At 77.5% G+C, this 23,119-nt stretch carries 21 protein-coding genes; 6 read left to right on the plus strand and 15 right to left on the minus strand.

What is annotated here, in order from left to right; all coding sequences use genetic code 11:
• The first annotated feature begins 1 nt into the window (after position 1).
• The 3 genes from ACI79B_RS15685 (at position 2) to ACI79B_RS15695 (ending at position 1,896) form a co-directional block, all read left to right on the plus strand.
• On the plus strand, positions 2 to 775 hold the full coding sequence (locus tag ACI79B_RS15685; protein WP_456927800.1) for a thiazole synthase: 774 nt from the start codon (positions 2 to 4) through the stop codon (positions 773 to 775).
• Positions 772 to 1,353 (plus strand): thiamine phosphate synthase, encoded by a 582-nt coding sequence (locus tag ACI79B_RS15690; RefSeq protein WP_456927799.1) that lies wholly within the window; start codon positions 772 to 774, stop codon positions 1,351 to 1,353. The genes ACI79B_RS15685 and ACI79B_RS15690 overlap by 4 nt, the downstream gene beginning before the upstream one ends.
• A gap of 117 nt (positions 1,354 to 1,470) precedes the next feature.
• The gene (locus ACI79B_RS15695) at positions 1,471 to 1,896 is read left to right on the plus strand and encodes an ATP-binding protein (RefSeq protein WP_456927798.1); all 426 of its coding nucleotides are present in this window, start codon (positions 1,471 to 1,473) and stop codon (positions 1,894 to 1,896) included.
• 35 nt (positions 1,897 to 1,931) lie between these two features.
• On the opposite strand, the gene ACI79B_RS15700 is transcribed toward ACI79B_RS15695, so the two are convergent.
• Entirely contained in the window at positions 1,932 to 4,013 is a 2,082-nt protein-coding gene (locus ACI79B_RS15700) for a SpoIIE family protein phosphatase (RefSeq protein WP_456927796.1), read from the minus strand.
• Positions 4,014 to 4,931: 918 nt separating this feature from the next.
• Positions 4,932 to 5,759 (minus strand): hypothetical protein, encoded by an 828-nt coding sequence (locus ACI79B_RS15705; protein ID WP_456927795.1) that lies wholly within the window; start codon positions 5,757 to 5,759, stop codon positions 4,932 to 4,934.
• 628 nt (positions 5,760 to 6,387) lie between these two features.
• Between ACI79B_RS15705 and ACI79B_RS15710 the strand changes: the two genes are divergently transcribed.
• Positions 6,388 to 7,347 carry a nucleoside hydrolase gene (locus tag ACI79B_RS15710; protein ID WP_456927794.1) on the plus strand — a complete coding sequence of 320 codons (960 nt, stop codon included), beginning with the start codon at positions 6,388 to 6,390 and terminating at the stop codon, positions 7,345 to 7,347.
• Positions 7,348 to 7,368: 21 nt separating this feature from the next.
• Here the strand turns inward: ACI79B_RS15710 and ACI79B_RS15715 are convergent, their stop codons facing one another.
• Positions 7,369 to 8,064, minus strand: coding sequence for an ANTAR domain-containing protein (locus ACI79B_RS15715; RefSeq protein ID WP_456927793.1), 696 nt, complete (start codon positions 8,062 to 8,064; stop codon positions 7,369 to 7,371).
• A gap of 182 nt (positions 8,065 to 8,246) precedes the next feature.
• Here ACI79B_RS15715 and ACI79B_RS15720 point away from each other — a divergent pair, with 182 nt between their 5' ends.
• Positions 8,247 to 8,705, plus strand: a complete 459-nt coding sequence (locus ACI79B_RS15720) for an ATP-binding protein (protein ID WP_456927792.1) — start codon at positions 8,247 to 8,249, stop codon at positions 8,703 to 8,705.
• 11 nt (positions 8,706 to 8,716) lie between these two features.
• Here ACI79B_RS15720 and ACI79B_RS15725 read toward each other — a convergent pair whose 3' ends face one another.
• From ACI79B_RS15725 to ACI79B_RS15765, 9 genes are all read right to left on the minus strand, one after another.
• Complete coding sequence (locus tag ACI79B_RS15725; RefSeq protein WP_387988703.1) at positions 8,717 to 8,953, minus strand: hypothetical protein; 237 nt, start codon at positions 8,951 to 8,953, stop codon at positions 8,717 to 8,719.
• A gap of 44 nt (positions 8,954 to 8,997) precedes the next feature.
• On the minus strand, positions 8,998 to 9,687 hold the full coding sequence (locus ACI79B_RS15730; RefSeq protein ID WP_456927790.1) for an NYN domain-containing protein: 690 nt from the start codon (positions 9,685 to 9,687) through the stop codon (positions 8,998 to 9,000).
• A 249-nt stretch (positions 9,688 to 9,936) separates the two neighbouring features.
• Positions 9,937 to 12,036, minus strand: a complete 2,100-nt coding sequence (locus ACI79B_RS15735) for a putative bifunctional diguanylate cyclase/phosphodiesterase (protein ID WP_456927789.1) — start codon at positions 12,034 to 12,036, stop codon at positions 9,937 to 9,939.
• Between the two features lie 123 nt (positions 12,037 to 12,159).
• The gene (locus ACI79B_RS15740; protein ID WP_456927788.1) at positions 12,160 to 13,788 is read right to left on the minus strand and encodes an acyl-CoA dehydrogenase family protein; all 1,629 of its coding nucleotides are present in this window, start codon (positions 13,786 to 13,788) and stop codon (positions 12,160 to 12,162) included.
• Positions 13,789 to 13,907: 119 nt separating this feature from the next.
• Positions 13,908 to 14,144: a hypothetical protein gene (locus ACI79B_RS15745; RefSeq protein ID WP_456927787.1), complete on the minus strand. Its 237-nt coding sequence runs from the start codon at positions 14,142 to 14,144 to the stop codon at positions 13,908 to 13,910.
• Entirely contained in the window at positions 14,141 to 14,677 is a 537-nt protein-coding gene (locus tag ACI79B_RS15750) for a hypothetical protein (RefSeq protein WP_456927786.1), read from the minus strand. The genes ACI79B_RS15745 and ACI79B_RS15750 overlap by 4 nt, the downstream gene beginning before the upstream one ends.
• Entirely contained in the window at positions 14,671 to 15,396 is a 726-nt protein-coding gene (locus ACI79B_RS15755) for a hypothetical protein (RefSeq protein ID WP_456927785.1), read from the minus strand. Before ACI79B_RS15755 ends, ACI79B_RS15750 begins: the two co-directional genes overlap by 7 nt.
• A gap of 40 nt (positions 15,397 to 15,436) precedes the next feature.
• Positions 15,437 to 15,856 (minus strand): SRPBCC family protein, encoded by a 420-nt coding sequence (locus tag ACI79B_RS15760; protein ID WP_456927783.1) that lies wholly within the window; start codon positions 15,854 to 15,856, stop codon positions 15,437 to 15,439.
• A gap of 55 nt (positions 15,857 to 15,911) precedes the next feature.
• Complete coding sequence (locus tag ACI79B_RS15765) at positions 15,912 to 17,195, minus strand: competence/damage-inducible protein A (RefSeq protein WP_456927782.1); 1,284 nt, start codon at positions 17,193 to 17,195, stop codon at positions 15,912 to 15,914.
• A 166-nt stretch (positions 17,196 to 17,361) separates the two neighbouring features.
• Between ACI79B_RS15765 and ACI79B_RS15770 the strand changes: the two genes are divergently transcribed.
• On the plus strand, positions 17,362 to 18,228 hold the full coding sequence (locus ACI79B_RS15770) for a hypothetical protein (protein WP_456927781.1): 867 nt from the start codon (positions 17,362 to 17,364) through the stop codon (positions 18,226 to 18,228).
• Between the two features lie 15 nt (positions 18,229 to 18,243).
• Here the strand turns inward: ACI79B_RS15770 and ACI79B_RS15775 are convergent, their stop codons facing one another.
• From ACI79B_RS15775 to efeB, 3 genes are all read right to left on the minus strand, one after another.
• A complete protein-coding gene (locus tag ACI79B_RS15775; protein WP_456927780.1) occupies positions 18,244 to 19,830 on the minus strand; it encodes a protein kinase domain-containing protein in 1,587 nt (528 codons plus the stop codon).
• Between the two features lie 20 nt (positions 19,831 to 19,850).
• Positions 19,851 to 21,596 carry a serine/threonine protein kinase gene (locus ACI79B_RS15780; protein ID WP_456927779.1) on the minus strand — a complete coding sequence of 582 codons (1,746 nt, stop codon included), beginning with the start codon at positions 21,594 to 21,596 and terminating at the stop codon, positions 19,851 to 19,853.
• Between the two features lie 207 nt (positions 21,597 to 21,803).
• Entirely contained in the window at positions 21,804 to 23,108 is a 1,305-nt protein-coding gene (efeB, locus tag ACI79B_RS15785) for an iron uptake transporter deferrochelatase/peroxidase subunit (protein WP_456927778.1), read from the minus strand.
• Between the last annotated feature and the right edge of the window lie 11 nt (positions 23,109 to 23,119).

Below are 23,119 nucleotides of genomic sequence, written 5' to 3' on the forward strand. Positions count from 1 at the left end.
CGTGCTGGAGGACCCGTTCGAGCTGGGCGGCGAGACGTTCGGCTCCCGGCTGCTGCTCGGCACCGGCGGCGTGCCCAGCCTGGAGGCGCTGGAGGCCGCGGTGCGCGCCTCGGGCACCGAGGTGGTGACCGTGGCGCTGCGCCGGGTGGAGGCGTCGGCGGCCGGCCCGATGATGCAGGTGCTCGATTGGGCCGGCGTCCGGCTGCTGCCCAACACCGCCGGGTGCAGGACCGCCCGCGAGGCGGTGCGCACCGCCCGGCTGGGCCGCGAGGCGTTCGGCACCGACTGGGTCAAGCTCGAGGTCATCGGCGACGACGTCACCCTGCTCCCCGACGCCGTCGAGCTGCTCGACGCCGCCGAGCAGCTGGTCGCCGAGGGCTTCACGGTGCTCGCCTACACGACCGACGACCCGGTGCTCGGCCGCCGCCTGGCCGACGCCGGCTGCGCCGCGGTGATGCCGCTGGGCTCGCCGATCGGCAGCGGCCTGGGCATCCGCAACCCGCACGCCATCGCGCTGCTGCGGGAGGCCGTCCACGTGCCGCTGGTCCTCGACGCCGGCATCGGCACCGCCTCGGACGCCGCGCTGGCCATGGAGCTGGGCTGCGACGCGGTGCTGCTGGCCACCGCGGTCACCCGCGCCCGCGACCCCGAGCGCATGGCGCTGGCCATGCGGCAGGCGGTGGAGGCCGGCCGGCTGGCGAAGCTGGCCGGGCGCATCCCGCGCCGCTGGCACGCCGAGGCGTCGACGCCGTTCGAGGGTCTGCCCGCGCTGTGACCGTCCCCCGCCTGCTCGTCGTCACCGACCGGAGGCAGGCGCGCGGCCCGCTGCCGGAGGTGGTCGCGGACGCCGTCGCGGCCGGCGCCCGGGCGGTGCTGCTGCGGGACAAGGACCTGCCGCTGCCCGAGCGGGCGGCGCTGGCCCGCGACCTGCGGGCGGTGCTCGACCCGGTGGGCGGGCTGCTCGTGTGGGGCGGCGCGGCCGGGGCGCCGGCGGGGACGGCGGTGCACCTGTCCGCCGTCGACCCGGTCCCCGCCGTCCGCCCGCCGCTGCTGGGCCGCTCCTGCCACTCGGCGGCCGAGCTGGCGCGGGCGGCGGCCGAGGGCTGTGACTGGGTGACCCTGTCCCCCGTCGCGCCCACCCCGTCCAAGCCCGGCCACGGCCCGGCGCTGGGCGCGGCCGGGCTGGCCGCGCTGGTCGGCGGCGCCCCGCCGGTGCTCGCGCTCGGTGGCGTGCGGCCCGGGGACGTGGCCGGGTGCCTGGCCGCCGGGGCGCACGGGGTCGCCGTCATGGGGCCGGCGATGCGCGACCCGGCCGTCGTCGCGGCCTACCGCGCGGCCCTCCCCGCCGGGTGATCCCGGCCCGGACGTGTGACGCTGGTCGCAGCCGGGTTTACGGAACCGATCCGCGAGCCATACGCAGGTGTTCGACTTCGCGTCCACGACGGGACGCCGACACGAGGAGTCCACGGGGTGAGACGCGGAACGGCCGGTCCTGGCTGGCCGTCGGCGTCGCCTCCGCCTGCCCGGGACGGGCTGTCCTGGGAGCTGTCCGACGTCGCCGAGCTGCCCCGGGTGCGCGAGGAGCTGCGGCGGTCGCACGTCGCGCCCGACTCGCCCGACGTGCGCGACCGGCTCGTCCTCGTGCTCGACGAGATGGCCTCCAACGCGCTGCGCCACGGCGGCGGCGCGGTCGAGGCGGTGGTGCGCCACACCGGGGACGCCTTCCTGGTCGCGGTGTCCGACGGCGCCGCCGGCACCCCGCCCACCCCGGCGGTCGACCGCGACCCCTCCGAGGGCGGCCTGGGGCTGTACCTCATCGCCGAGCTGTCGACGGCGCACGGCTGGTACGCGGACGACGGCCACAAGACCGTCTGGGCGGTGCTCCCTCCCCGGTGAGGTGACGGAACGGCCTCCTGCGGGGAGGTCCTCCGTCAGTCCTGGGGGTGGAGGCGCATGGCGACCAGGGCGACGTCGTCCTGGAGGCCCTCGGGGCGCAGCCGGGCGAGGAGCGCGTCGCCGAGCCGCTCCAGCGGGAGGTCGGCGAGGCGGGCCAGGGCGGTCCCCAGCAGGCCGATCCCGTCGTCGAGCAGCAGGTCGCGGCCCTCGACCAGCCCGTCGGTGTAGAGCAGCAGCGTCGAGCCGCGGGGGACCTCCACCGCGGCCGAGCTGCGCCGGGCGCCGGGGTCGACGCCGAGCATGAGCTGGCCGCGCTCGGTACCCAGGGTGTGCACCTCGCCGTCGGGGGTGAGCAGCAGCGGCGGCGGGTGCCCGGCGTTGGACCAGCGCAGGGTCGTCGTCCCGGCGGCGTGCTGCTCCGGCGTCTGCTCGACGCGGGCGACCACCGCGGTGGCCATCGTGCGCATGCCGAGCGCGTCGACGGCGGCGTCGAGCTCGGCCAGGACGGCGTCGGGCGGGACGTCGCCGCGGTAGGCGATGCCGCGCAGCATGCCGCGCAGCTGGCCCATGCTCGCCGCGGCCTCGGTGTCGTGGCCGACGACGTCGCCGATGACCAGCACGGTGGCGCCGTCGGGCTGGAGGAACGCGTCGTACCAGTCGCCGCCGACCTGGGCGACCTCCAGCGCCGGCTGGTAGCGGACGACGATCTCGGCGTGGTCGGGCTGCGGCGGCGCGGTGAGCATGCTGCGCTGCAGCGCCTCGGCCAGCCGCCGCTGCTGGTCGAACAGCCGGGCGTTGTCCAGCGCCAGGGCGACGCGGTCGGCGACCTCGCGGGCGGCGGCGACCTCCTCGGCGTTGGCGGCCGGCCGGTCGGCGCCGCGGTAGACGCTCAGGGCGCCGAGCGTGCGCCCGCGGGCCAGCAGCGGCAGGGTCACCGCCGTCCGCGGGGCGAGGGCGTCGAAGACCTCGCGGACCTGGTCCGGGAGCGTCGGGCGGATGGCCGCCGGGACGTCGTCGACGGTGAGCAGCCGGCCGGACTGCAGCGCCCGCAGCACGGGCGCGTCGGCGGGGACCGACGCCAGCCGCAGGTCGGCGTAGGCCGCCGCGACCGCCCGCATCGCCGGGTCGCGGTGCCAGCTCGCGACGTCGCGCATCCGGCCGTCCTCGCCGGCGGACAGCGTGAGGATCGCCCAGTCGCCGAGCACGGGGACGACGGCCTCGGCGACCCGCTGCAGCGCCGGCTCCTCGGCGCCCCCGGAGCCCAGCGACGCGGACATGAGCGCGCTGACCTCGGCGACCAGCGACAGCCGGGCGGCGCTGTCCCGGGCCCGCTGCTCGGCGGCGCGGCGCTCGGTGACCTCGAGGAAGTAGACCGACAGCCCGTCGGGACCGGGCCACGCGCGGACCTCGTACCAGGCGTCCAGCGGCGGCGGGTAGTACGCCTCGAAGACCCGCTCCTCGCCGCGCTCCATGGCCGCCCGGTAGTTGACCTCGAAGTCGCTGCCGACGGCGGCGGGGAACAGCTCCCACAGGTCCCCGCCGACCAGCTCGTCGCGGCCGCGGCGGAGCACCCGCTCGGCCTCGGCGTTGACGTAGGTGAAGCGCCACTCGCGGTCGAGGGCGAAGAACGCCGACCGCATCGTCTCGAGGATCCGGGACACCCGGGCGTCGCCCTCGTGCAGGCCCGTGGTGTCGATGCCGGCGCCGAGCAGCCGCACCGCGCGCCCGCGGTCGTCGGCCAGCGCGCGGCCGCGGCCCTGCACCCACCGGGTCTCACCGGAGGGCAGCACGATGCGGAACTCGGCGTCGTAGGCGCCGACGGTGTCGATCGCCTCCCGCAGGGCGGCGAGGGTGCGGTCCCGGTCGTCGGGGTGCAGGCGGTCGGCGAAGGCCCCGATCGTCTCGCCGAACCCGTCGGCCTCCAGCCCGAAGATGGCCAGGAGCTGGTCGTCCCAGGCGAGCCGGCCGGACTCGAGGTCCCAGTCGAAGCTGCCGATGCCGGCGGCGTCGATCGCCAGCTCGAAGCGGAGCCGGGCGACCTCGAGGTCGTCGGGCAGCACCGACAGCGGGCGGGCTGCCGCTCCCGTCGACCCCGGACGCTGCTCGGGGACGGTCACGGGAAGCGGGGGTCCATTCGGTGCGAGAGCGGTGGTCCGCCGTCCTTTCTCCCATGCCCGGGCCCGGAACGACAACCGGTGTGCCCGAGTCGACACCGCGTCCCGACGCGCGGGAGCCCCGGTCCTCGTCGCGGACCGGGGCTCCGGAGCGGTGCGTCAGGCGCCGGCGGGGTGGCCCGCTCGTCAGGACCGGTGCCGGACGCGGGACGGGCGCTCCCGGCGGCACGGGCCGGCGGCGGTGCCGGTCCGGCCGCCCGGGGAGCGCCCGTCGTGTCGTCTCGTCCTCGCGCGCCCCGGGGGCGGGGCCGCGTCCGCCGTCCTCCTCGCGGCGCCGGGCCGGTGACCGTGGCCGGGTCCCGCGGGCGTCCGCCTCCTCCGGCGGGCCGGGCGCCTGCCTGGCCGGGTCGCGCTCGGTCAGAGACCCGGGGGGACGACGGGGCGGGTCGTCCCCCGCCGGGCACCGGCGGGACCCGGTCCTCCCGCCGCGGCGGCCGTCGCCGGACAGGCCGCGCCGCGCTCGTCCGGGCCTCCCTGGAGGGTCCGCGTGCTGCACCGGGTAGGTGAGTCGGCGGGGGGTCGAGGCCGGATCGTCGTGCGGGAGCGTCTGTCGGGCGGCGGGGACTCCCGCTGCCGGGCGCCGCTCCGCGGTGCGGTCCGGGGCCTCCCTGGAGGGTCCGCGCGCTGCACCCGGGGGTGAGTCGGCGGGGGTCGAGGCCGGATCGTCGTGCGGAGGGGTCTGCCCGGCGGCGGGGTGCCGCGGTGGAGGGCCAGGGGCGGCCGTGGTCGGCCGGGAGGTGGATCTGCTCGGGGAACGGGCCGGCGGTCCGGCCACCCGCGGGGGGGAAGGGGGCGGCCGGGCCCGTCGAGCACGTCGACGAGGGGCGGACGCACGTCCCCGGGGAGGGGGCGCGCTGCGGATCAGTCGGGAGCCGGTGGCGGTGGCCGGGGCGAACCCCGCGCCGGGTGCCCGCCCGGGTCGCCCCGGGTGCGCACCGCACCGGCGGTGCGCGGCGGGTCGGGCGCCCGCGCTGTCGGCCGCCCGGCGGCGGGCCGCGCCGGCCAGCCGGCCGGGGCCAGCGCCGGACCCGCGGAGCGGGGGGCGGCGGGACGGAGCGGGACCGGCCGGCCGGAGCCGGCCGGGAGCGACGCCGCGGCGGGGGAAGGCGCCGCGGGCCGGGTCGTGGGGGTGCTCGGCAGCTCGGTGAGCACCACGGGGCCGTTCGGGACGTGAGGCCGCGGGACGGCCGGGGCGGCCGGTGCGGCCGGGCGGGGCCGGCCCCAGGCGAGGTGCGCGCCGTCGGGGCCGGCGCCCCAGAGCGCCAGCCGCCGGACCAGGCCGGGACCGGGCGGCGGGACGACGACGGGCGCGGTCGGCCACGCGGCGTGGGCGCCGTCGGGGCCGGCGCCCCACATCGCCAGCCGCCGGACCGAGGCCCGCAGCCGCGCGCGCCAGCGCGGGCCGGCCGCCGGGGCCCGAGCCGGCACCGGGGCCGGGGCGGCCGGAGCCGCGGGGACCTGCGTCGCCGCCGGCGGGACCGGCCGCGGCCGCGGCACCGGCACGGGGCGGGCCACCGGCAGCGGGCGCAGCGCGCGGGAGGCGCCCGGCGAGCGGGTCGACACCGCGCGGCGCGGCCGGGGCCGCCGCGGCAGCTCGTGCGCCCGGTCGAGCAGGCCGAGCAGGCCGGCCAGGGACAGGTCGTCCGGCAGGGTCGCCGACGACGGGGCGGGTGCCCGGTCGATCGCCATGCCGTCCTCCTGAGGGGTCTTGGTCCGCAGCCGGGGAAGGTGCTGCGGACAGGGAGAACGGTAGGGACGGCGGGCCTCGCGAACGGCCGATCGGGACACGTCCTGGAGACCCCGTGACGCAACCGTTGTGACGCCCTGACCAGCGCGTTGGTCACCCGGCGCTGCCGACGATCACTTGTCGACCCGTCGACGGCCCGCGAGCGTGGGAGGCCCCCGCGGGGCCTCCGGTCACGCCGGGACACGCCCTGACGCGACCGGCGTGTCGGGGCGTGTCCCCCCGGCCCGCGCCCGCCTCCCGTTCCCGTGTCCCGGACGGGGACCTGGCCACGCCGGCCGCCACGGTGGTGCTCCTGCTGCTGTTCGTCTTCCTCGGCACCGACGCCGCGGTGCCGGTGCTGCGCCGTGACCGGGTCGACGCGCCGAAATCCGGGTGCCGCCGGTGGTGCCGGTGCTGGCCATCGCCTCGTGCCTGGAGCTGCTGTGGCGCCAGGAGGCCCGGACGTGGCGCTCGCCGGCGTCCTGCTCGCCGTCGGGGTGGTGCTGTACCCGGTGACCGCGCTGCCGCGGCGCCGGGCCGGGGCTGACCGCGGCGCAGGCGCCCCCGGGGCCCGGTTGCGAGGATGGCCGGGTGGCTCCTCCCGCACCGCGACCCCTGGTGATCGACACCGACCCCGGCATCGACGACGCGCTGGCGATCCTGCTGGCGCTGGCCAGCCCCGAGGTCGACCTCCGCCTGGTCACCACCACGCACGGCAACGTCGACGTCGCGCAGACCACCGAGAACGCGCTGCGGGTGCTGCACCTGGCCGGGCGCTCCGACGTCCCCGTGGCCGCGGGCGCCGCGGAGTCGCTGGTGTTCCCCCAGCCCGAGCGGGCCGGGCACGTCCACGGTGCCGCGGGCCTCGGTGGCGTCGAGCTGCCGCCCTCCCCCGCTGCCGTCGACCCCCGCCCGGCCGTCGTCGCGCTCGCCGAGCTGCTCCTGGCGTCGGAGGAGCCGGTGACGGTGGCCGCGATCGGGCCCTGGACCAACGTCGCGCTGTTGCTGGCCACCTACCCCGAGGCGGCGGAGCGGATCGACCGGCTGGTGCTCATGGGCGGCTCGGCCGGCCGCGGCGGCAACGTCACCGCCGCCGCGGAGTTCAACGTGTGGTCCGACCCGGAGGCCGCCGCCCGGGTGCTCGGCTCGACGGTGCCCACCGTGCTCGTCGGCCTCGACGTCACCCTGCCCACGGTCCTCGACGAGGACGGCATCGCCCGGTTCGCCGCGGCCGGAACGGTCGGCAAGACGGCGGCGGCCGTCCTGCAGCAGTACCTGGACCACGCCCGCACCTCCTACGGCACGACCGGCGTGGTGGTGCACGACGCGCTGGCGCTCACCGAGGCGATCGTGCCGGGGACGCTGGGCACCGTCCGCCGCGACGTCGTCGTCGACACCACCGCGGGGCCGGCCCGCGGGCAGACGCTGGTGGACCGCCGGACGGTGTCGCACTCCCCCACCGCGGTCGACGTCGCCGAGACCGTGGACAGCCCGGCCGCCGTCGAGTTCCTGGTCGGCCGGCTGGCCGACCTCGCCGCCCGGGTGGGCTGAGCCGCCCGGGTGGGCTGGACGTCACTGCTGCGGCGGCTCCATCACGGAGGTGACGATGCCGATCGCGATGTCGCGCAGCTTGCGGTTGTAGCGCTGGGAGGCCGCGCGCAGCAGCTCGAAGGCGGTGTCGGCGTCGACGTGCCGCTGCGCCATCAGCACGCCCTTGGCCTGCTCGATGACCGCGCGGGACTGCATCGCCAGCTCCATGTTCCGGGCGTGCTCGCCGAGCTGGGCGTGCGCGTCGGCGTTGGCGACGGCGACCGCGACCGCCTCCGCGACCGCGCGGGCGACCTCCACCGACGCCGCGGAGGCGAACGCGGCGGGCTCCGTCGAGTAGTTGTTCAGCGCCCCGATCGTCGTGCCCTGGTAGGGCAGCGGCGTCGACAGCGAGCTGCGGACGCCGACCTCCACCACCCGGGCGATGTAGTCCGGCCAGCGGGTCTCGGTGTGCGTGTCGTCGATGCGCAGCACCACGCCGCCGCGGCCGGCGTCCAGGCAGGGGCCGTTGCCGCGCTCGTACTGCAGCTCGTCGGCCGCCAGCGCCATGTCGCCGTGGTGGGCGGCGGTGGTGGCCACGTCGCCGCGGACGAGGGTGATCGACGTCGACTCCGCGCCGGGGATGTTCTCGGCGGCGATCCGGGTGACCTCGCCGAGCACGTCGTCCAGCGCCCGGTCGGCCAGCTGCAGCCGGCTCAGCGCTCGCCAGAGGCCCTCCACGGGGCCCATCCTGCCCGTGTCGGCCGCTGCCGGGAAGCCGGGGGATCACCACGTGCGGGGGACGCGCGGGCCCGCCGCTGCGGGCCAGGGCGCTTTCGGTCAGGATGGACGCCGGTCGGCGGAGCCAACGCGAGGGGTGGGACATGGGCCAGGAGGCGTGGCCGTGCACTCCGGTGCCCTCCGTGGCCGGCGACGTCTGGCACTGGCAGCTGGAGGCCATGCACGTCGTCTCCCGGGTCCGTGCGGACCTACGCGCGCGCATCGCCCACCCGTCGGTGAGCACGTCGTCGACGGAGGACGCCCGCGACGGGCTGCTGCTGGTGTTCGAGGAGCTGGCCTCCAACGCCCTGCGGCACGGCGGTGGCGACGTCCGCGCGCTGGTGGTGGCCAGCCCCGCCGGGTGGCTGCTCGACCTCAGCGACGAGGCCCCCGAGCGGCCGCCGGTGCCCGCCGTCGACCGCGACCCGTCCCTGGGCGGGATGGGCCTGCACCTGGTCGCACAGCTGTCGGTCGACTACGGCTGGGAGAAGCGCCCCGGCCGCAAGCACGTGTGGGCGCGGCTGCCCTCGGGCCTGGAGCCGGTCGACGGCTTCGGCAGCCAGGTCCCCGAGCCGCGCGCGCCGGAGATCCCCCGGGACTGAGCCCTCGGGCCTCAGGCCGAGTCGGCCACCGCCGCGCCGTCGTGCTCGGCGCGGGCACAGTGCGCGCAGCAGTAGAACTGCCCCTCCACGACGACGCCGTGGCCCACCACCTTGACGCCGCAGTGCTCGCAGATGGGCGCCATGCGGTGGATGGCGCACTCGAAGCTGTCGAAGGTGTGCCGGGCCCCCTGGGCCACCACCTCGAAGCTCATGTCGTAGTCGTTGCCGCAGACCTCGCAGACCGCCATGGCCCCTCCCTTCCCCGGACGGCGCCGGGGGACACGGGGCCGGGTCAGCTGCTGCGGCGGGCGGTCCAGTTCGAGACGAAGTCCCGCAGGCTGCGGGTGGGCCGCAGCCACGCGCCGTCCGGCGGCAGGGCGTCGAGCCGGACGCGGTCCAGCGGCGCGGCGAAGGCGCCGGGGACGTCCTCGATGTCGATGAACTCCAGCAGGTCCGAGCCGATGGCGTAGCCCGCGACCTCGCTGAAGGCCACGACGACGACCTGGGTACCGGTCCGCGCCAGCTCCTCCAGCGGCTCGGCGAAGTTGCGCCCGTCGCCGGAGAACACGACCAGCCGCCGCAGCCGGTGGCTGTGCGCGCGGACCTCGATGTGGTCGAGCATCGCCTGGTCGATGTCGTCGTCGGGCTGGCTCTTGGGCCGGGCGAAGACGGCGTAGCCGAAGCCGCGCAGCGCCTCCACCCAGCGCTGCAGCGAGCCGACGACCGGCGGGATGTTGGCGAAGACGCAGGCCTCGACCTCGGGTGCGTCCGGCGCGGCGGCGTCGCCGGCGCCGTCGACGAACCAGGCGGCGATCGCGTCGAAGCGCGGCCGGGAGGCGGCGGTGGGGCGGGCGCCGATGACCGTGGACAGGGTCATGTCGATGTTCGGCGCGTCCCAGATGAGCAGGTCCAGCGCGGGCCGCCCGCGGCCGCCGTCGGTCCGGGGCTCGGCCAGGGGCGTCTCGTCGCTGGTCGCGGTCACGGGGGCAGTCTGCCCGGTCGCCGTCGCGTCCGGACCGGGGCCACCCGACGTGTCCGGCACCGGCGGGGCGACGGGCGGGACGGTGGCGGGCGGGACGGTGACGGGGGGGACGGCGGCGGGCGGGACGGCGGCGGGCGGGACGGCGGCGGGCGGCGGGCCGGCCGGGGCGGTCGCCCGGCGGACGGCGCGCCGGCGGAGGCGACCGGTCACCGCCGGCCCACTCCCCCTCGTCCGCTCAGGGCAGCCCCCTCAGCGCAGCCGGCCGGCGAGGGCCAGCGCGCAGGAGTCGCCGCCGCCGGCCCGCACCCGGTCCGCCCAGCGCTCGACGTCCTCGGCGCTCATGGGGTGGGCGAGCAGGTAGCCCTGCGCGGAGTCGCAGCCGGCCTCGCGGACCATCCGCAGGTGCTCGGCGGTCTCCACGCCCTCGGCGACCGACCGGATGCCCAGGGTGTGCGCGAGCTCGACGATCGCCCCGAGCACCGCGCCGGTGCCGCCGGAGGCCAGCCGCTCGGCGGCGTTGATCAGCGAGCGGTCGATCTTCAGCGTCCCGATCGGCAGCGCCATGAGCTGGGCCAGCGAGGACCAGCCGGTGCCGAAGTCGTCGATGGCCACCCGCACACCGAAGCCGCGCAGGACGGCGAGCTGGTCCTCGGCGCGGGTGGGGTCCTCGGCGACGCTGGTCTCGGTCAGCTCGAGCATCAGCTGCTCGGGCGCCAGGCCCGACTCGTGCAGCGCCGTCCGGACGTCGCGGACCAGCGTCTCGGCGGAGAAGTGGCGGGCGCTGATGTTGACCGCCATCCGCAGCGACAGGCCCTGCTCGGCCCACTCGGCGGCCTGGCGGGTGGTCTCGTGCAGCAGCCACCGGGTGATCGGGATGAGCTGGCCGGTCTCCTCGGCCACGGAGAGGAAGGCGTCGGGCGAGAGCAGGCCGCGCTCGGGGTGCTGCCAGCGCAGCAGCGCCTCCACCCCCTCGACCTCGCCGGTGTCCAGGCGCACCACCGGCTGGTAGTGGACGACGAACTGGTCGAGCGCGCCGTCCCGCAGCCGGGTGGCGACGTCCATCCGCCAGCGGGCGGCGTCGCGCAGGCCCGGGGAGAACAGGTGGACGCGGTCGCGGCCGGCCGCCTTCGCCGCGTAGCTCGCGGCGTCGGCGTCGCTGAGCAGCTGGTGGGCGTGCCGCAGTCCGGGCTGGGCGACGGCGACCCCGATGCTCGCCGAGACGGGCACCGAGACACCGAGGGCGACGAACGGGCGGGCGAAGGAGCGCTGCAGCCGGAACGCCAGCGACGCCGCCTCCGGGGTGTCGCACGAGCGGGCCAGGACGACGAACTGGTCGCCGCCCAGCCGGCCGACGGCGTCGCCGGGACGGATCTGGGCGACCAGCCGGGCGCCGACCTGGCGCAGCAGCTCGTCGCCGACCTCGGAGCCGAGCGAGTCGTTGATGGTCTTGAAGCCGTCGATGTCGAGGAAGAGCACCGCAGTGCGGCTGCGGTCGTCGGCCAGCGACTCGCCGACGAGCTCGAGCAGCCGGGCGCGGTTGGCCAGCCCGGTGAGGTCGTCGTGGGTGGCCTGCCACGCCAGCCGCTCCTGGTCGCGGACGCGCTCGGTGATGTCGATGTGGGTGGCGACGAGCCGGCCGTCCTCCTCCACCCGCGCCGCCTGCATGCGCCACCAGGTGCGACCGCTGGAGGACTCGATCGAGTACTCGCAGGAGAAGGTGCGCGTCGGTCCCCCGGGCGGCGCCGCCCGCAGCTCGGCGAGCCCGCCGGCGATGCGGGCGAGGTCGTCCGGCGTCAGGCCCTGACCGATCCGCGCGAGGTAGTCGTCGCCCACCTCGGCTGGATCCCAGCCCCCCGCGCGCACGAGGTCCGCGGTGTCGGCCCAGCTGCGGTTGACGCTGCGGATCCGGCCGGCGCGGTCGACCAGCACGGTCGGGGTGGGGTAGGCGTCGAGGACGGCGGTGGTCTGCCGGAGGGCGTGCGCCTGGGCGGCGTGCGCGCGGTGCCGCGAGTCGACGTCGCGGATGAACACGACCAGGCCGGCGCTGTCGCCGGAGGCGCGCACCTCGAACCAGCGGTCCCGCGGCTTGTGCAGGTACTCGAAGACGCGCGGGTGGCCGTCGTGGAGGGCGCCGCCGAGCTCGGCCACGAACTCGGTGTCGCGCAGGTCGGGGATGCAGTCGAGGACCGTCTGCCCCAGGAGGGTGTCGGCCGGCCGCCCGAGCAGTTCCTCCATCGCGGCGTTGAGCCAGGTGAAGCGCCAGTCCCGGTCGAGGTGACAGACCGCGTCGGGGACGCTGGCCAGCAGGTTCGGCGGTGCCGCCGCGCCCGCACGGTCGGATGGGTGCACGCCTTCTCTCTCCCCCTGCCGCACGCCGGACCCCGTGGTGCGGGTCACCGGCACCGGACCGGGACGGGATGGGAAGTCGGTCCGTGCGCGACGCGTACCCGAGGGTAGTGGAGCGGCGGGCGCTCAGGCAGGGGCAACGGTTGACCGCTCCATGATCCGCGCGGCGGGCACCGCGGACGGCAGCGTGCCCAGCACCGAACCCCAGTCCCGGCCGAGGCGGGTGGCGCAGAACGCGTCGGCGACCTCGGGCGGGGCGTAGCGCAGCAGCAGGGAGCCCTGCAGGCACTGGGCGAGCAGGCCGGCGACGCGGCGGGCGCGCAGCGGCAGCGCGTCCGGGTCGCCGAGCTCGGCGGCCAGCCGCTTCACGGCGTCGTCGAAGCGCGCGTCGGCACCCCGGGCCAGCTCGATCTCGTCGGTGACGGCGGCCAGCGACTCGCTGCTGCGGCCCAGGGCCCGCAGCACGTCGAGCGCGATGACGTTGCCGGAGCCCTCCCAGATCGAGTTGAGCGGCGCCTGCCGGTAGAGCCGCGGCATGCCCGACTCCTCGACGTAGCCGTTGCCGCCGAGCACCTCGAGCGCCTCGCCGACGACGGCCGGCGTCCGCTTGCAGACGAGGAACTTGGCGGCGGCGCCGGCCAGCCGCAGGAACGCCGTCTCGCCGGCGTCGACCGCGGCGGCCAGCCGGATCGCCAGGGCCGTGGCGGCCTCGCTCTCGACGGCGAGGTCGGCCAGCACGTTCTGCATGAGCGGCTGGTCGGCCAGGAGCGCGCCGAAGGCGGAGCGGTGCCGGGCGTGGTGGATCGCCTGGGTGAGCGCCGCCCGGACCGTCGCGGCCGAGCCGATGACGCAGTCCAGCCGGGTGGTGTTGACCATCTCGATGATCGTCGGGACCCCACGGCCGGGCGGGCCGACCAGCCAGCCGGTGGTGCCGTCGAACTCGACCTCGCTGGAGGCGTTGGCGCGGTCGCCGAGCTTGTCCTTGAGGCGCTGCAGGCGGAAGACGTTGCGGCTGCCGTCCGGGAGCACCCGCGGGACGAGGAAGCAGGAGACGCCCTCGTCGAGCTGGGCCAGCACCAGGAACAGGTCGCTCATCGGGGCGCTGGTGAACCACTTGTGCCCGGTGAGCGCGTAGCTGCCGTCGGCGTTCGCGACGGCGCGGGTGGTGTTGGCCCGGACGTCGGAGCCGCCCTGCTTCTCGGTCATCCCCATGCCGGCGACCAGGCCCGGCTTGGCGACGGGGTCGGTGAGCCCGAAGCGGTAGCCGGTGGCGGTGAGCCCGGGCTCGTAGCGGGCGGCGACGTCGGGCGCCGCCCGCAGCGCCGGCACGGCGGCGTAGGTCATGGTCACCGGGCAGCCGTGGCCGGCCTCGACCTGCGTCCAGCCGAGATAGCCGACGGCGCGGCGCACGTGGGCGTGCCGGTAGCCGGCGTCGGCCGCGGCCCAGGGCGCGCCGGCCAGCCCGTGCTCGAACGCCGTCCGCATGAGCTCGTGCCAGGCCGGGTGGAACTCCACCTCGTCGACCCGGTGGCCGTACCGGTCGTGGGTGCGCAGCACCGGACGGTTCTCGTCGGCCAGCCGGCCCCACTCGCGGGCCTGCTCGCTGCCGGCCAGCGCACCGAGCTCGGCCAGCGAGGCGAGCGTCGCCTCGTCGGCGTGCCGGAGGCAGGCCTCCCGCAGCGCCGCGTCCCCGGCGATCGGGTCGTACCCGACCAGCGGCGGGGCCTGGTTCAGGACCTCGTGCGTCGCACCCACGTCGCGCACCGTACGACCTGCCTGTATCGGTCGTCACACCCCTCCCGCCCGGCAGCCCGACCCGGGTGACGACGGCGTCCTCTCCCGCCGTTCCACGTGGAACGGCGGGACGGCGAGGCTCAGATGGGCGGCGGCTCGTCCTCCGGGTCGGGCGGTGGTGGTCCCGTGTCAGGTGGCGGGTCGGGTTCGGCAGGTGGTGGTCGCATCCCGGGTGGCCGGGTCGTGCGGGTGATGCCGGACGGGGTGGTCACGGTGAGGACGCCGTCGGCGCTCATGTGGAAGCGCCAGCCGCGGGCGAGGGTCTTCAGGCGGTGGTGGCTGCGGCACAGGCAGCAGAGGTCGGCGCAGTCGGTCATCCCGCCGTGGGGTGCGGGATGACGTGGTCGGCGTCGGCCCAGCCGACCCCCTGGCCGCAGGTGGGGAACCGGCAGGTCCGGTCGCGGGTGTGCACGAACCGCTGCTGCTGGGTGGAGGGCTCGTAGCGCTCGACCTCTTCGGGCCGGTCCAGCGCCGCGCAGTCACACGCCCCGTCCGGATGCTGGGGGCAGCCGACCCGGGCCAGCCGACGAAGCCGATCCAACGTGCTCGTCGCCCGCAGCGTGCCGTCGTCGTCGACCAGCGCCAGCGTCACCGAGCCGCCCTCGGGTGCCCGGACGCCGAGCGCGTCCAGCTGCTGCAGGAGCTCTCGCAGGTGGGCGGCGGTGATCGGCAGCCCGTGGACCTGGCCCGCCTCCGGCGAGCGGCCGGTCAGGGCGCTGAGGGTGGCGATGACCTGCAGGTGCGCGGTCACCGAGGGCCGGTCGGTCTCCCACGGGCGCTGCAGCAGGTCGGCGTAGACCAGGGTGCGCAGCTGCCCGATCGGGCGGGGATCCCCGTCGGCCTTCAGCATCCGCGCCAGCGCATCGACGAACGCGAAGGCATGCGGCGGCGACGTCGGCGGGCAGATCGGCGGCGAGGGTGGCCATCCCGTCGAACGGGCAGTCGAACAGCCGCACGTCGGCGTGCCGTTCCGCCTGCGCGCGGCGGGCGTCGATGGCGTCGGCGGCCTGCAGCAGTTCCAGCGCCTTCTTCTTCAGCTCTCCCACCGTCAGGCTCGGGGCCTCCGGCAGCAGCACGGCCTCGATCCGGCGGGCGATCGCGGCGGTGGTGTTCCAGCACGTCGACCAGCGCCCTGGCGCGGACCTCGTCCAGGGTGCCGGCGGCCAGCGCCGCCCACGGCGCCGGCAGGTGCGAGCGGTAGACCCAGGCCCGGTGCGCCAGGTGCGAGGCGGTGCCCCGGCCGACGGTCAGCACCACCGCCAGCTCGGCGGTGAAGAACTCCGACACCTCCGGCAGTTCGGGCTCCGGTGCCCACGACCCCCGCCGCGCACCCAGCGTGCCGGGGACGGGGTCGGTGTTGGCCGGACGGGCCTCGGCCAGGCGGAGCACCAACTCCGCCTCGTAGGCGGCCTCCATCGCCTTGCGCGCCTGCACCCGCTGCAGCTCGTGAGCGGCCTGCTCGTCCGACAGCAGCGCCACCGGCAGCCGGGGGATGGACACCGGCCGCTCGACCAGCCAGCCGGCGAGCGCCCGCTCCACCGGCGACACGTAGCCGGCGACCTCCTCCACACCCCGCACGCTACGACCGGGGTACGACAGTTCTCGCAGGTCAGACCGGCTGTTCGGCACCCCGCCGGTCGAGCGGGCGGACCAGTCGGCCGATGGCGAGCCGCGCCAGTGGCGCGTAGCCCACGACGACCGGCGCCGGGCCGGAGATCCGCAGGCCGGTGGTGCTGCCGCCGTCGGGACCGTCGGCGACCCAGTGCCGCAGGTGCAGCCGCACCGGGCCGGCGCTCACCGTCCACGCCCACTGCCGCGCCGCCTCGTCCACCGACTCGACGACGAACGGCAGCGTCACCCCCACCGGCCCGCGCACGCGCCCGCTCAGCCCGGCGACCAGCCGGGGCCCCGGCACGTCGACACCGGTGATCTGCGGCGCCCACTCCGGCCACCGCGCAGGCCGGGCGTAGCGCTCCCACGCCTCCGCGGGCGGCACCCGGCCGGAGGCGTGCAGGGTCACGGTGGTCATGCCGCCCTCCCTGCCCGCCGCGAGCCCGCCTCACGCACCGCGGACGGCGGCACGGTCAGGCCGGCGGGCCGCCGAGCAGCAGCTCACGCAGCATGTGCATGGCGAGGACGACGGAGCGCTCGCGCACCGCCGTCCGCGAGCCGGGCAGCCGCACCGACCGCGCCTGCTGCCCCATGGGGCCGGCGGCGCACAGGTGCACGGTGCCCACGGGCTTGTCCGGTGTCCCGCCGCCGGGCCCGGCCACCCCGGTGACCCCGACGCCGACGTCGGCCCCGAACCGCGCCCGCGCCCCCTCGGCCAGCGCCAGCGCCACCTGCGGGCTCACCGCGCCGTGCTCGGCGAGCATCTCCCCCGGCACCCCGACCAGCTGCTCCTTGGCCGAGTTCGCGTACGAGGTGATCCCGCCGAGCACGTACGCCGAGGACCCGGCCCGCTCGATCAGCCGGGCCACCAGCAGCCCGCCGGTGCACGACTCCGCGGTGGCGATCGTCAGCCCCTGGTCGGTGAGCGCACCGGCCACCAGCTCGTCGAGGGTGGGCCCGGTCGAGAACAACGTCGCGGCGTACGTCCCGGTCAGCACGGCGGCCAACCGGTCGTAGGCGGGCTGGGCCTCGGGCGCGAAGCGCGTGACGATCTCCAGTTCGCCCTCGCGCAGGCAGGTGGTGACCTCCAGCCCGCCGAGCTCGTGCTCGTGCTCGCGGAGGGTGGCGGCCAGTTGCGCCTCCAGCGTCCCCCAGAGCCGGATGGTCTCCTGGCGCAGCTCCCCCACCCCGGCCAGCACCTCCTGCACCGGCCCGGCCGCCAGTGCCGCCGGCCACATCCCCTGCAGCTCCGACGGCGGCCCGGGCAGGACGACGACGACCGGCCCGCCGCGGCCGTCGGCGGGCGGGACGACGAGGCCCGGGGCCGTCCCCACCGGCTCGAGCACCGTGGCGCCGGCGGGCACCATCGCCTGCTTGCGGACGCCGGCCGCCGTCGCCTCCGGGTCCGCCCGCCAGCCGCGGCGGGCCATCAGCCGCTCCACGACGGCGGCGACGCGCTGCTCCAGCTCCGGGTCGACGTCCAGCGGCCGGCCCTGCACCTCGCCCACGACGGCGGCGGTAAGGTCGTCGGCGGTGGGCCCGAGGCCCCCGGTGGTGACCACCAGCTCGACGCCGGAGGAGGCGAACCAGGCCAGCGCGGCGCGCACGTCGTCGGGCCGGTCGCCCACGACGAGGACCGACCCCACGTCGACGCCCGCCCGGCGCAGCTCCTCGGCGAGCCACGGCCCGTTGCGGTCGGCGACCCGGCCGGTCAGGACCTCGGTGCCGGTGACGACGATGCCCGCGCGCGTACCCACCCGCCCGACCCTAGGAGGACGTCGTCCTCCCCGCCGGGTGCGAGGCGGACCGCCGGACCCGCCGTCCCGCCTCCCCGGGCCGGGCGCGGACCGCCGCTAGCGTGCGGGGAGGACCGGTCCCACCCCGTGCGGGACCGGTCGCCCGCGTCCCAGGAGGAGAGCACCCGTGACCACCTCGCCCCCGCCGGCCGGCCCGCGCACCCAGCAGATCCCCACGGGGGAGGGCGCGACGGCCGCCGGCCTGGCCGGACACCCGGGCGTACACGCCGTGCCGCCGTCGGTCCTGCCAGCGCCCGCGTACCCGGTGACCACGCCCCAGCCCGCGACGACGCCGGAACCCGCGCACCACTCCCCGCCGGCCCACCACGCACCGCTCCCCCACGAGCCGGTCCACCACCAGCCCGCCCACTTCGCGCCGGCCCACCACGCACCGACCCACCACGCACCGGCCCACCACGCACCGACCCACCACGCACCGGCCCACCACGCACCGCTCCCCCACGAGCCGGTCCACCACGCGCCCGCCGGCCACCAGCAGACCGGGCCCCAGGCCACCGGCCCGCTGGACTCGCTGCTCGGCGCCCCGCCGGTGCCCCCGCCGGCCGCCGTGCCGCAGAAGGCCCCGGCCGCCCGGCCCGAGAAGCCGGCGCGTCCCCGGGCACCCCGCCGGCCCCGCGACCGGGCCGCGCTGGTCGGCGCCGGCCTGGCCGGGCTGGGCCTCGTGCTGCTCGAGCTCGGGCTGGCGCTGCGCCTGGACGGGCCGCGCCTGTGGGGCCAGGTCCCGGCGTGGGCGGCGTTCGCCACCGTCTGCGCCCTGCTCGGCGGCGTGGCCGCGCTGTCGCGGCTGGTGCCGGCGCTGCGCCTGCGGCCCCTGACCGCCGAGCGGCTGGCCCTCGGCGGGGCCGCCGGGCTGGCGGTCTTCTGGGTGCTCGTCGTCCTCCCCCACGCCGACACCGACCGCGGCTTCCTGCTCACCGCCGCGCTCGGGGCCGTCGCCCTCGCCGCCTGGCTGGTGCCCGGCCGCCGACGCTGACCGGACGCCGGCGGCTCAGCCGGCGCGGCCCCAGCCGTTGCCGCGCCCGTTGCCGCCGGCGTTCCCGTTCGACCCGCCGTTGCCGTTCTCGTCCGCCTCGGCGGCGCCGTCGCCGGGGCCCGCGGCGTCCCCGTCGTCGTCCTCGTCCCCGGCCGTCGGCAGCGGCACCGGGACGGGGTCCGGCGCCGGGACGGGGTCCGGCTCCGGCGCGGCAGGGGCCTCCGGCGCGGCCACCTGCGTGGCCGTGCTCCCGTCCCCCGCCCAGGGCGGCGCGGTGGACCCCGTCCACCACGGCGGGGGCGACGGCGTGGACGAGGGCGCCGGCACCGCCGCGGCCACCGTCAGCGTGACCGTCTCCCCCGGCGTCAGCCGCCCGACCGGGGTCACCCCGATGACGGTGCCCGGGGGCGCGTCCCCGGTCTCCGACTCGACCCGGAGCACCCGCAGCCCGGCCGCGACCAGTTGCTCCTCCACCTCGTCGGCGGACCGGCCGACCAGGTCCGCCCGCCGCACGTCGGTGCCCGCGTCCGCCGGGGACTCCGCCTCGGCCGCCGGCACGGGGGCGGTCCCCGGCGCGGTCATCTCCAGCACGCCCACGCCGAGCGCGGCGCCGACCGCCAGGGTCGCCGCCCCGGTGAGGACCCGGCCGGCCCGTCGGCGGCGCGGCGCGGGGGCGGGCGCGGCCACGGCCGGTGAGGACGCGGCCGGGGCGTACACGGCGGGCGGCAGCGGCGCGGTGACCGGGGGCGGCGCCGGCGGCAGCGGGCGGCCGGCGCGGACGGTCTCCACCGCCCGGCACACCGCCGCGCCATCGGCGAGCCGGCCGGCGGGGTCCTTGGCCAGCATCCGCGCCACCAGCTCCCGCACCGGCTCCGGCACGTCGCGGGGCAGCGGGTCGGGCTCGTCGTGGAGCTGCCGCAGCGCGATCTGCACCGGGTGCTCGCCGTCGAAGGCGCGCCGCCCGGCCAGGCACTCGTAGGCCACCATCCCGAGCGCGTAGACGTCGCTGGCGGGCCCGGCCTTGCCCCCGGCCGCCTGCTCGGGCGAGAGGTAGTGGGCGGTGCCGACCACCTGGCCGGTGCGCGTCAGCGGGGCACTGCCCGCCGACCAGGCGATGCCGAAGTCGGTGATCCGGACGACGCCGTCGGAGCCGACCAGCACGTTGCCCGGCTTGACGTCGCGGTGCACCACCCCGGCGGCGTGCGCGACGGCCAGGGCGGCGGCGGTCTGCCCGACCAGGTCCAGCACCCGCTCCGCCGGCAGCCGCCCCTCGCGGGCCAGCAGCGCCGACAGCGGCTCGCCGTCGACGAGCTCCATGACCAGGTGGGCGCAGACCTCGCCGTCCTCGGTCACCACCTCGCCGTAGTCGTGCAGCGCGGCGATGTTGCGGTGCAGCAGCCGGCCGGCCAGGCGCGCCTCGGTGCGGAACCGGGTGCGGACGGTCTCGTCCTCGACGTACTCGCTGCGCAGCAGCTTGACCGCGACCGGCCGGTCCAGCAGCGCGTCCCTGCCGCGCCAGACCTGGCCCATGCCGCCCGTGGCGAGGAGGCCGAGCAGCTCGTAGCGGCCGCCGACGACGCGACGCACGGGACTGCCGTCCATCGCACCTCCTCGGTTCCGTATCAGTCGTCGGAGAAGTCTCCCGCGGCGGAGGTGGTCCCGCTCGGCGTCCCGGCGGGGCTGTTCACCGGTGAGGGTGACGGCGAGGTGCTCGTGCTCGTGCTCGTGCCCGTGCTGGTGCTCGTGGCGGTGGTGCCGGTGGGCGCTGCCGACGTGGGGGTCGTCGTGCCCGACGGCGAGCCGGAGGTCGACGAGCCGGGCGCGGTGGTCGTGGTCGGCGTCGCGGCGTCGGTCGGTTCCGGGGCCGTCGTCCCCGGAGCCGGTTCCGTCACGGGCGGGACCGGCTCGACCACCGTGCCGGGCGCGCTGTCGCCGGTCACGGCCGAGACGCCGCCGTCGCCGCCCGGCCCCGTGGACGACGCCGCGGAGCTGCGGCCACGGCTCGGCGCCACGGCGAAGGTGACGACGACGTCGTCGCCGGGCTCCAGGCGCACGCCCTCGGGCGAGACGCCGAGCACCCGGCCTGGGACCGCGGACCCGGTCACCTGCTCGCGCCGCTCCACGCCCAGGCCCAGCGCGGACAGCTGGGTGGCGACGTCGTCGATCGGCCGGCCGACGTAGTCACCGGCGTCCAGCACCACGCCGTCCTCGTCGTCGCGGGTCTGCGCGGCGACGACGGTCGGGGCGGCGGGGTCGTCGACCAGGGCGGTGAAGACGACGCCGGCCAGCCCGGCGCCCAGGAGCAGCGCCAGCACCGGCACCAGGACCGCCGCGACCCGGCGGCGGGGCGGCGGCGGGGGGCCGGGGCGCCGCGGTCCGTGCGGGCCGGGCAGCGCCCCGGACGGGCCGGGCGCGGCCTGGGTGGGCGGGCCGGCCTCGACGGCGACCGGGGCGGCGACCGCCACCGCGGCCACCGCGGCCGGCGCGGCGGCCGGGACGGGCGCGGGCGGCGCCGGCGGCTCGAGGTCCGGCAGCCGCCCGGCGCGGGCGTCCTCGACCGCGGCGACGAACGCGGCGCCGTCGGGCATGCGGGCCGCCGGGTCCTTGGCCAGCGCGCGGCGGATGAGGGTGCGGACGTCGCGGGGCAGCGTGTCCGGCAGCGGCTCGGGGTCCGAGCGCAGCTGCTTGAGCGCGATGGTGACCGCGTTGTCGCCGTCGAAGGCCGGGTGCCCGGTGAGGCACTCGTAGCCGACCAGGCCGAGGGCGTAGACGTCGCTGGCCGGGGTGGCCAGGTGCCCCTCGGCCTGCTCCGGCGAGAGGTACTGCGGCGTGCCGATGACCTGGCCGGTCTGGGTGAGCGGGACGCTGCCGGCCGACCACGCGATGCCGAAGTCGGTGATCTTCACGCTGCCGTCGGCGCGGACGAGGATGTTGCCCGGCTTGACGTCGCGGTGCACCAGCCCGGCGCGGTGCGCCTCGGACAGCGCGGCGGCGGTCTGGCCGAGCACCGACAGGGTGGTGGAGGTGTCCAGCCGGCCCTCGTGGCGCAGCAGCGCCGACAGCGGCTGGCCCTCGACCAGCTCCATGACCAGGTAGGCGAGCGTCTCGCCGGTGTCCCCGGCCTCGGTCTCGCCGTAGTCGTAGACCCCGGCGATGTTCGGGTGGTTCAGCGCGGCGGCGTGCTGGGCCTCGGCGCGGAAGCGGGCGAGGAAGGTCGGGTCGCCGGTGTACTCGCTGCGGAGGACCTTGACCGCGACCGGGCGGTGCAGCAGCACGTCGGTGCCGCGCCACACCTGGCCCATGCCCCCGGCGGCGATCAGCTGGGAGAGTTCGTAACGGTCACCGAGCATCCGGCGACCCGGTTCCACCACGGGACCTCTCCCATCCCTGCCGGCCCTGCTGCCGACGCCGTCCACCCCCGGCGCACCGCCTCTCGTCCGCAGAGGTGCCCGGTCCTTCCGAGACCACACATCCTCCCAGCAGTCCCACCCGTCCGGGGAGTCCCGTGCGTCACGGCTCGGCATCGACTGCGCGACACCCCGGCGACACGCCGGGGAACGGCCGGGGGTGGCGGCTCAGCCGGTGAAGAGGGCGCGGGCCCACCAGTCGGCGTCGTCGCGGACGCCGGGCGGGCAGGCGAACACCGCCGAGGAGGTGTGCCGGATGTACTCGTTCATCGCGTCCAGCCGCAGGTTGCGCTGCACCTGCACGAAGCCGGTCTCCGGGTTCCGCTGGAAGGCGATGAAGAACAGCCCGGCGTCGAGCCGGCCCAGGCCGTCGGAGCCGTCGACGAAGCTGTAGCCGCGGCGCAGGATCGCCGTCCCCGCGTTGGTCGGGTGGGCGAGGAAGACGTGGCTGGTCTCGGGGATCGCGAACTCGCCGTCGACCTGCTCGGTGAAGTCGACCGGGTCGAACTCCGCGCGCTGGCCGAGCGGCGCCCCGCTGCCCTTGGTGCGGCCGATGGTGCGCTGCTGCTCGTCCAGCGAGGAGCTGTCCCACGGCTCGATGAGCATCCGGATCCGCCGGGTGACCAGGTAGGAGCCGCCGCGCAGCCAGTCCGCGCCGTCGTCGCCGACCCAGACGAACCGGTCGAGGGTGCTGCCGTTCTCGGCCTTGAGGTTGTCGGTGCCGTCCTTGAACCCGAACAGGTTGCGCGGGGTGGCCTGGCCGGTGCTGGTCGACGACGTCCGGCCGAAGCCCAGCTGCGACCAGCGCACGCTCACCACGCCGGCGCCGATGCGGACCAGGTTGCGGACCGCGTGGACGGCGACCTGCGGGTCGTTGGCGCAGGCCTGGATGCACAGGTCGCCACCGCTGATCGCGGGGTCGATCTGGTCGCCGGGGAACGCCGGCAGCTCGGCCAGCGGCGCGGGCCGGCGGGCGGCGAGGCCGAAGCGGTCGCGGCCGTCGGCGGTGGTGAACAGCGTGGGCCCGAAGCCGACCGTGATCGTCAGCCCGGACGGCGGCAGGCCGAGCGCCTCACCGGTGTCGTCCGGCGGCGCGTACCGCTCGCCGTCGACGGCGCCCACCGGCCCGGCGTCCCGGCCCGCGGTCATGCGCCGCGCGGCCTCGGTCCAGTCCTGCAGCAACGCGACCAGGTCGTCGCGGCTGTCGGTGGTGACGTCGAGGGCGACGAAGTGGAGCCGGTCCTGGGCGGGCGTGACGATCCCCGCCTGGTGCTCGCCGTGGAAGGGCACCGCGTCGGTCGGGGCCGGCCCGGCGGCCGGGGCCTCGTCGGCGGTCGCCCGGCCTATGACCCCGCCGGCCGCGCCGGCGGCGAGGACGCCGGCGGTGCCGACGCCGAGGGTGCCGAGCAGGCGGCGGCGGGACAGGCCCGGCCGCTGCGGCGCGGCCGGCTGGTCGGCGGTGGGCTCCGTCATGGCTTCCTCGG

Source organism: Geodermatophilus sp. SYSU D00879, from assembly GCF_054050375.1.

Bases quoted from the DNA above. Each gene is read 5' to 3' on its own strand.
- ACI79B_RS15705 (WP_456927795.1), bottom strand. From the start codon at position 5,759: ATGGCGATCGACCGGGCACCCGCCCCGTCGTCGGCGACCCTGCCGGAC.
- ACI79B_RS15725 (WP_387988703.1), bottom strand. From the start codon at position 8,953: ATGGCGGTCTGCGAGGTCTGCGGCAACGACTACGACATGAGCTTCGAG.
- ACI79B_RS15745 (WP_456927787.1), bottom strand. From the start codon at position 14,144: ATGACCGACTGCGCCGACCTCTGCTGCCTGTGCCGCAGCCACCACCGC.
- ACI79B_RS15750 (WP_456927786.1), bottom strand. From the start codon at position 14,677: ATGCTGAAGGCCGACGGGGATCCCCGCCCGATCGGGCAGCTGCGCACC.
- ACI79B_RS15760 (WP_456927783.1), bottom strand. From the start codon at position 15,856: ATGACCACCGTGACCCTGCACGCCTCCGGCCGGGTGCCGCCCGCGGAG.
- ACI79B_RS15775 (WP_456927780.1), bottom strand. From the start codon at position 19,830: ATGGACGGCAGTCCCGTGCGTCGCGTCGTCGGCGGCCGCTACGAGCTG.
- efeB (WP_456927778.1), bottom strand. From the start codon at position 23,108: ATGACGGAGCCCACCGCCGACCAGCCGGCCGCGCCGCAGCGGCCGGGC.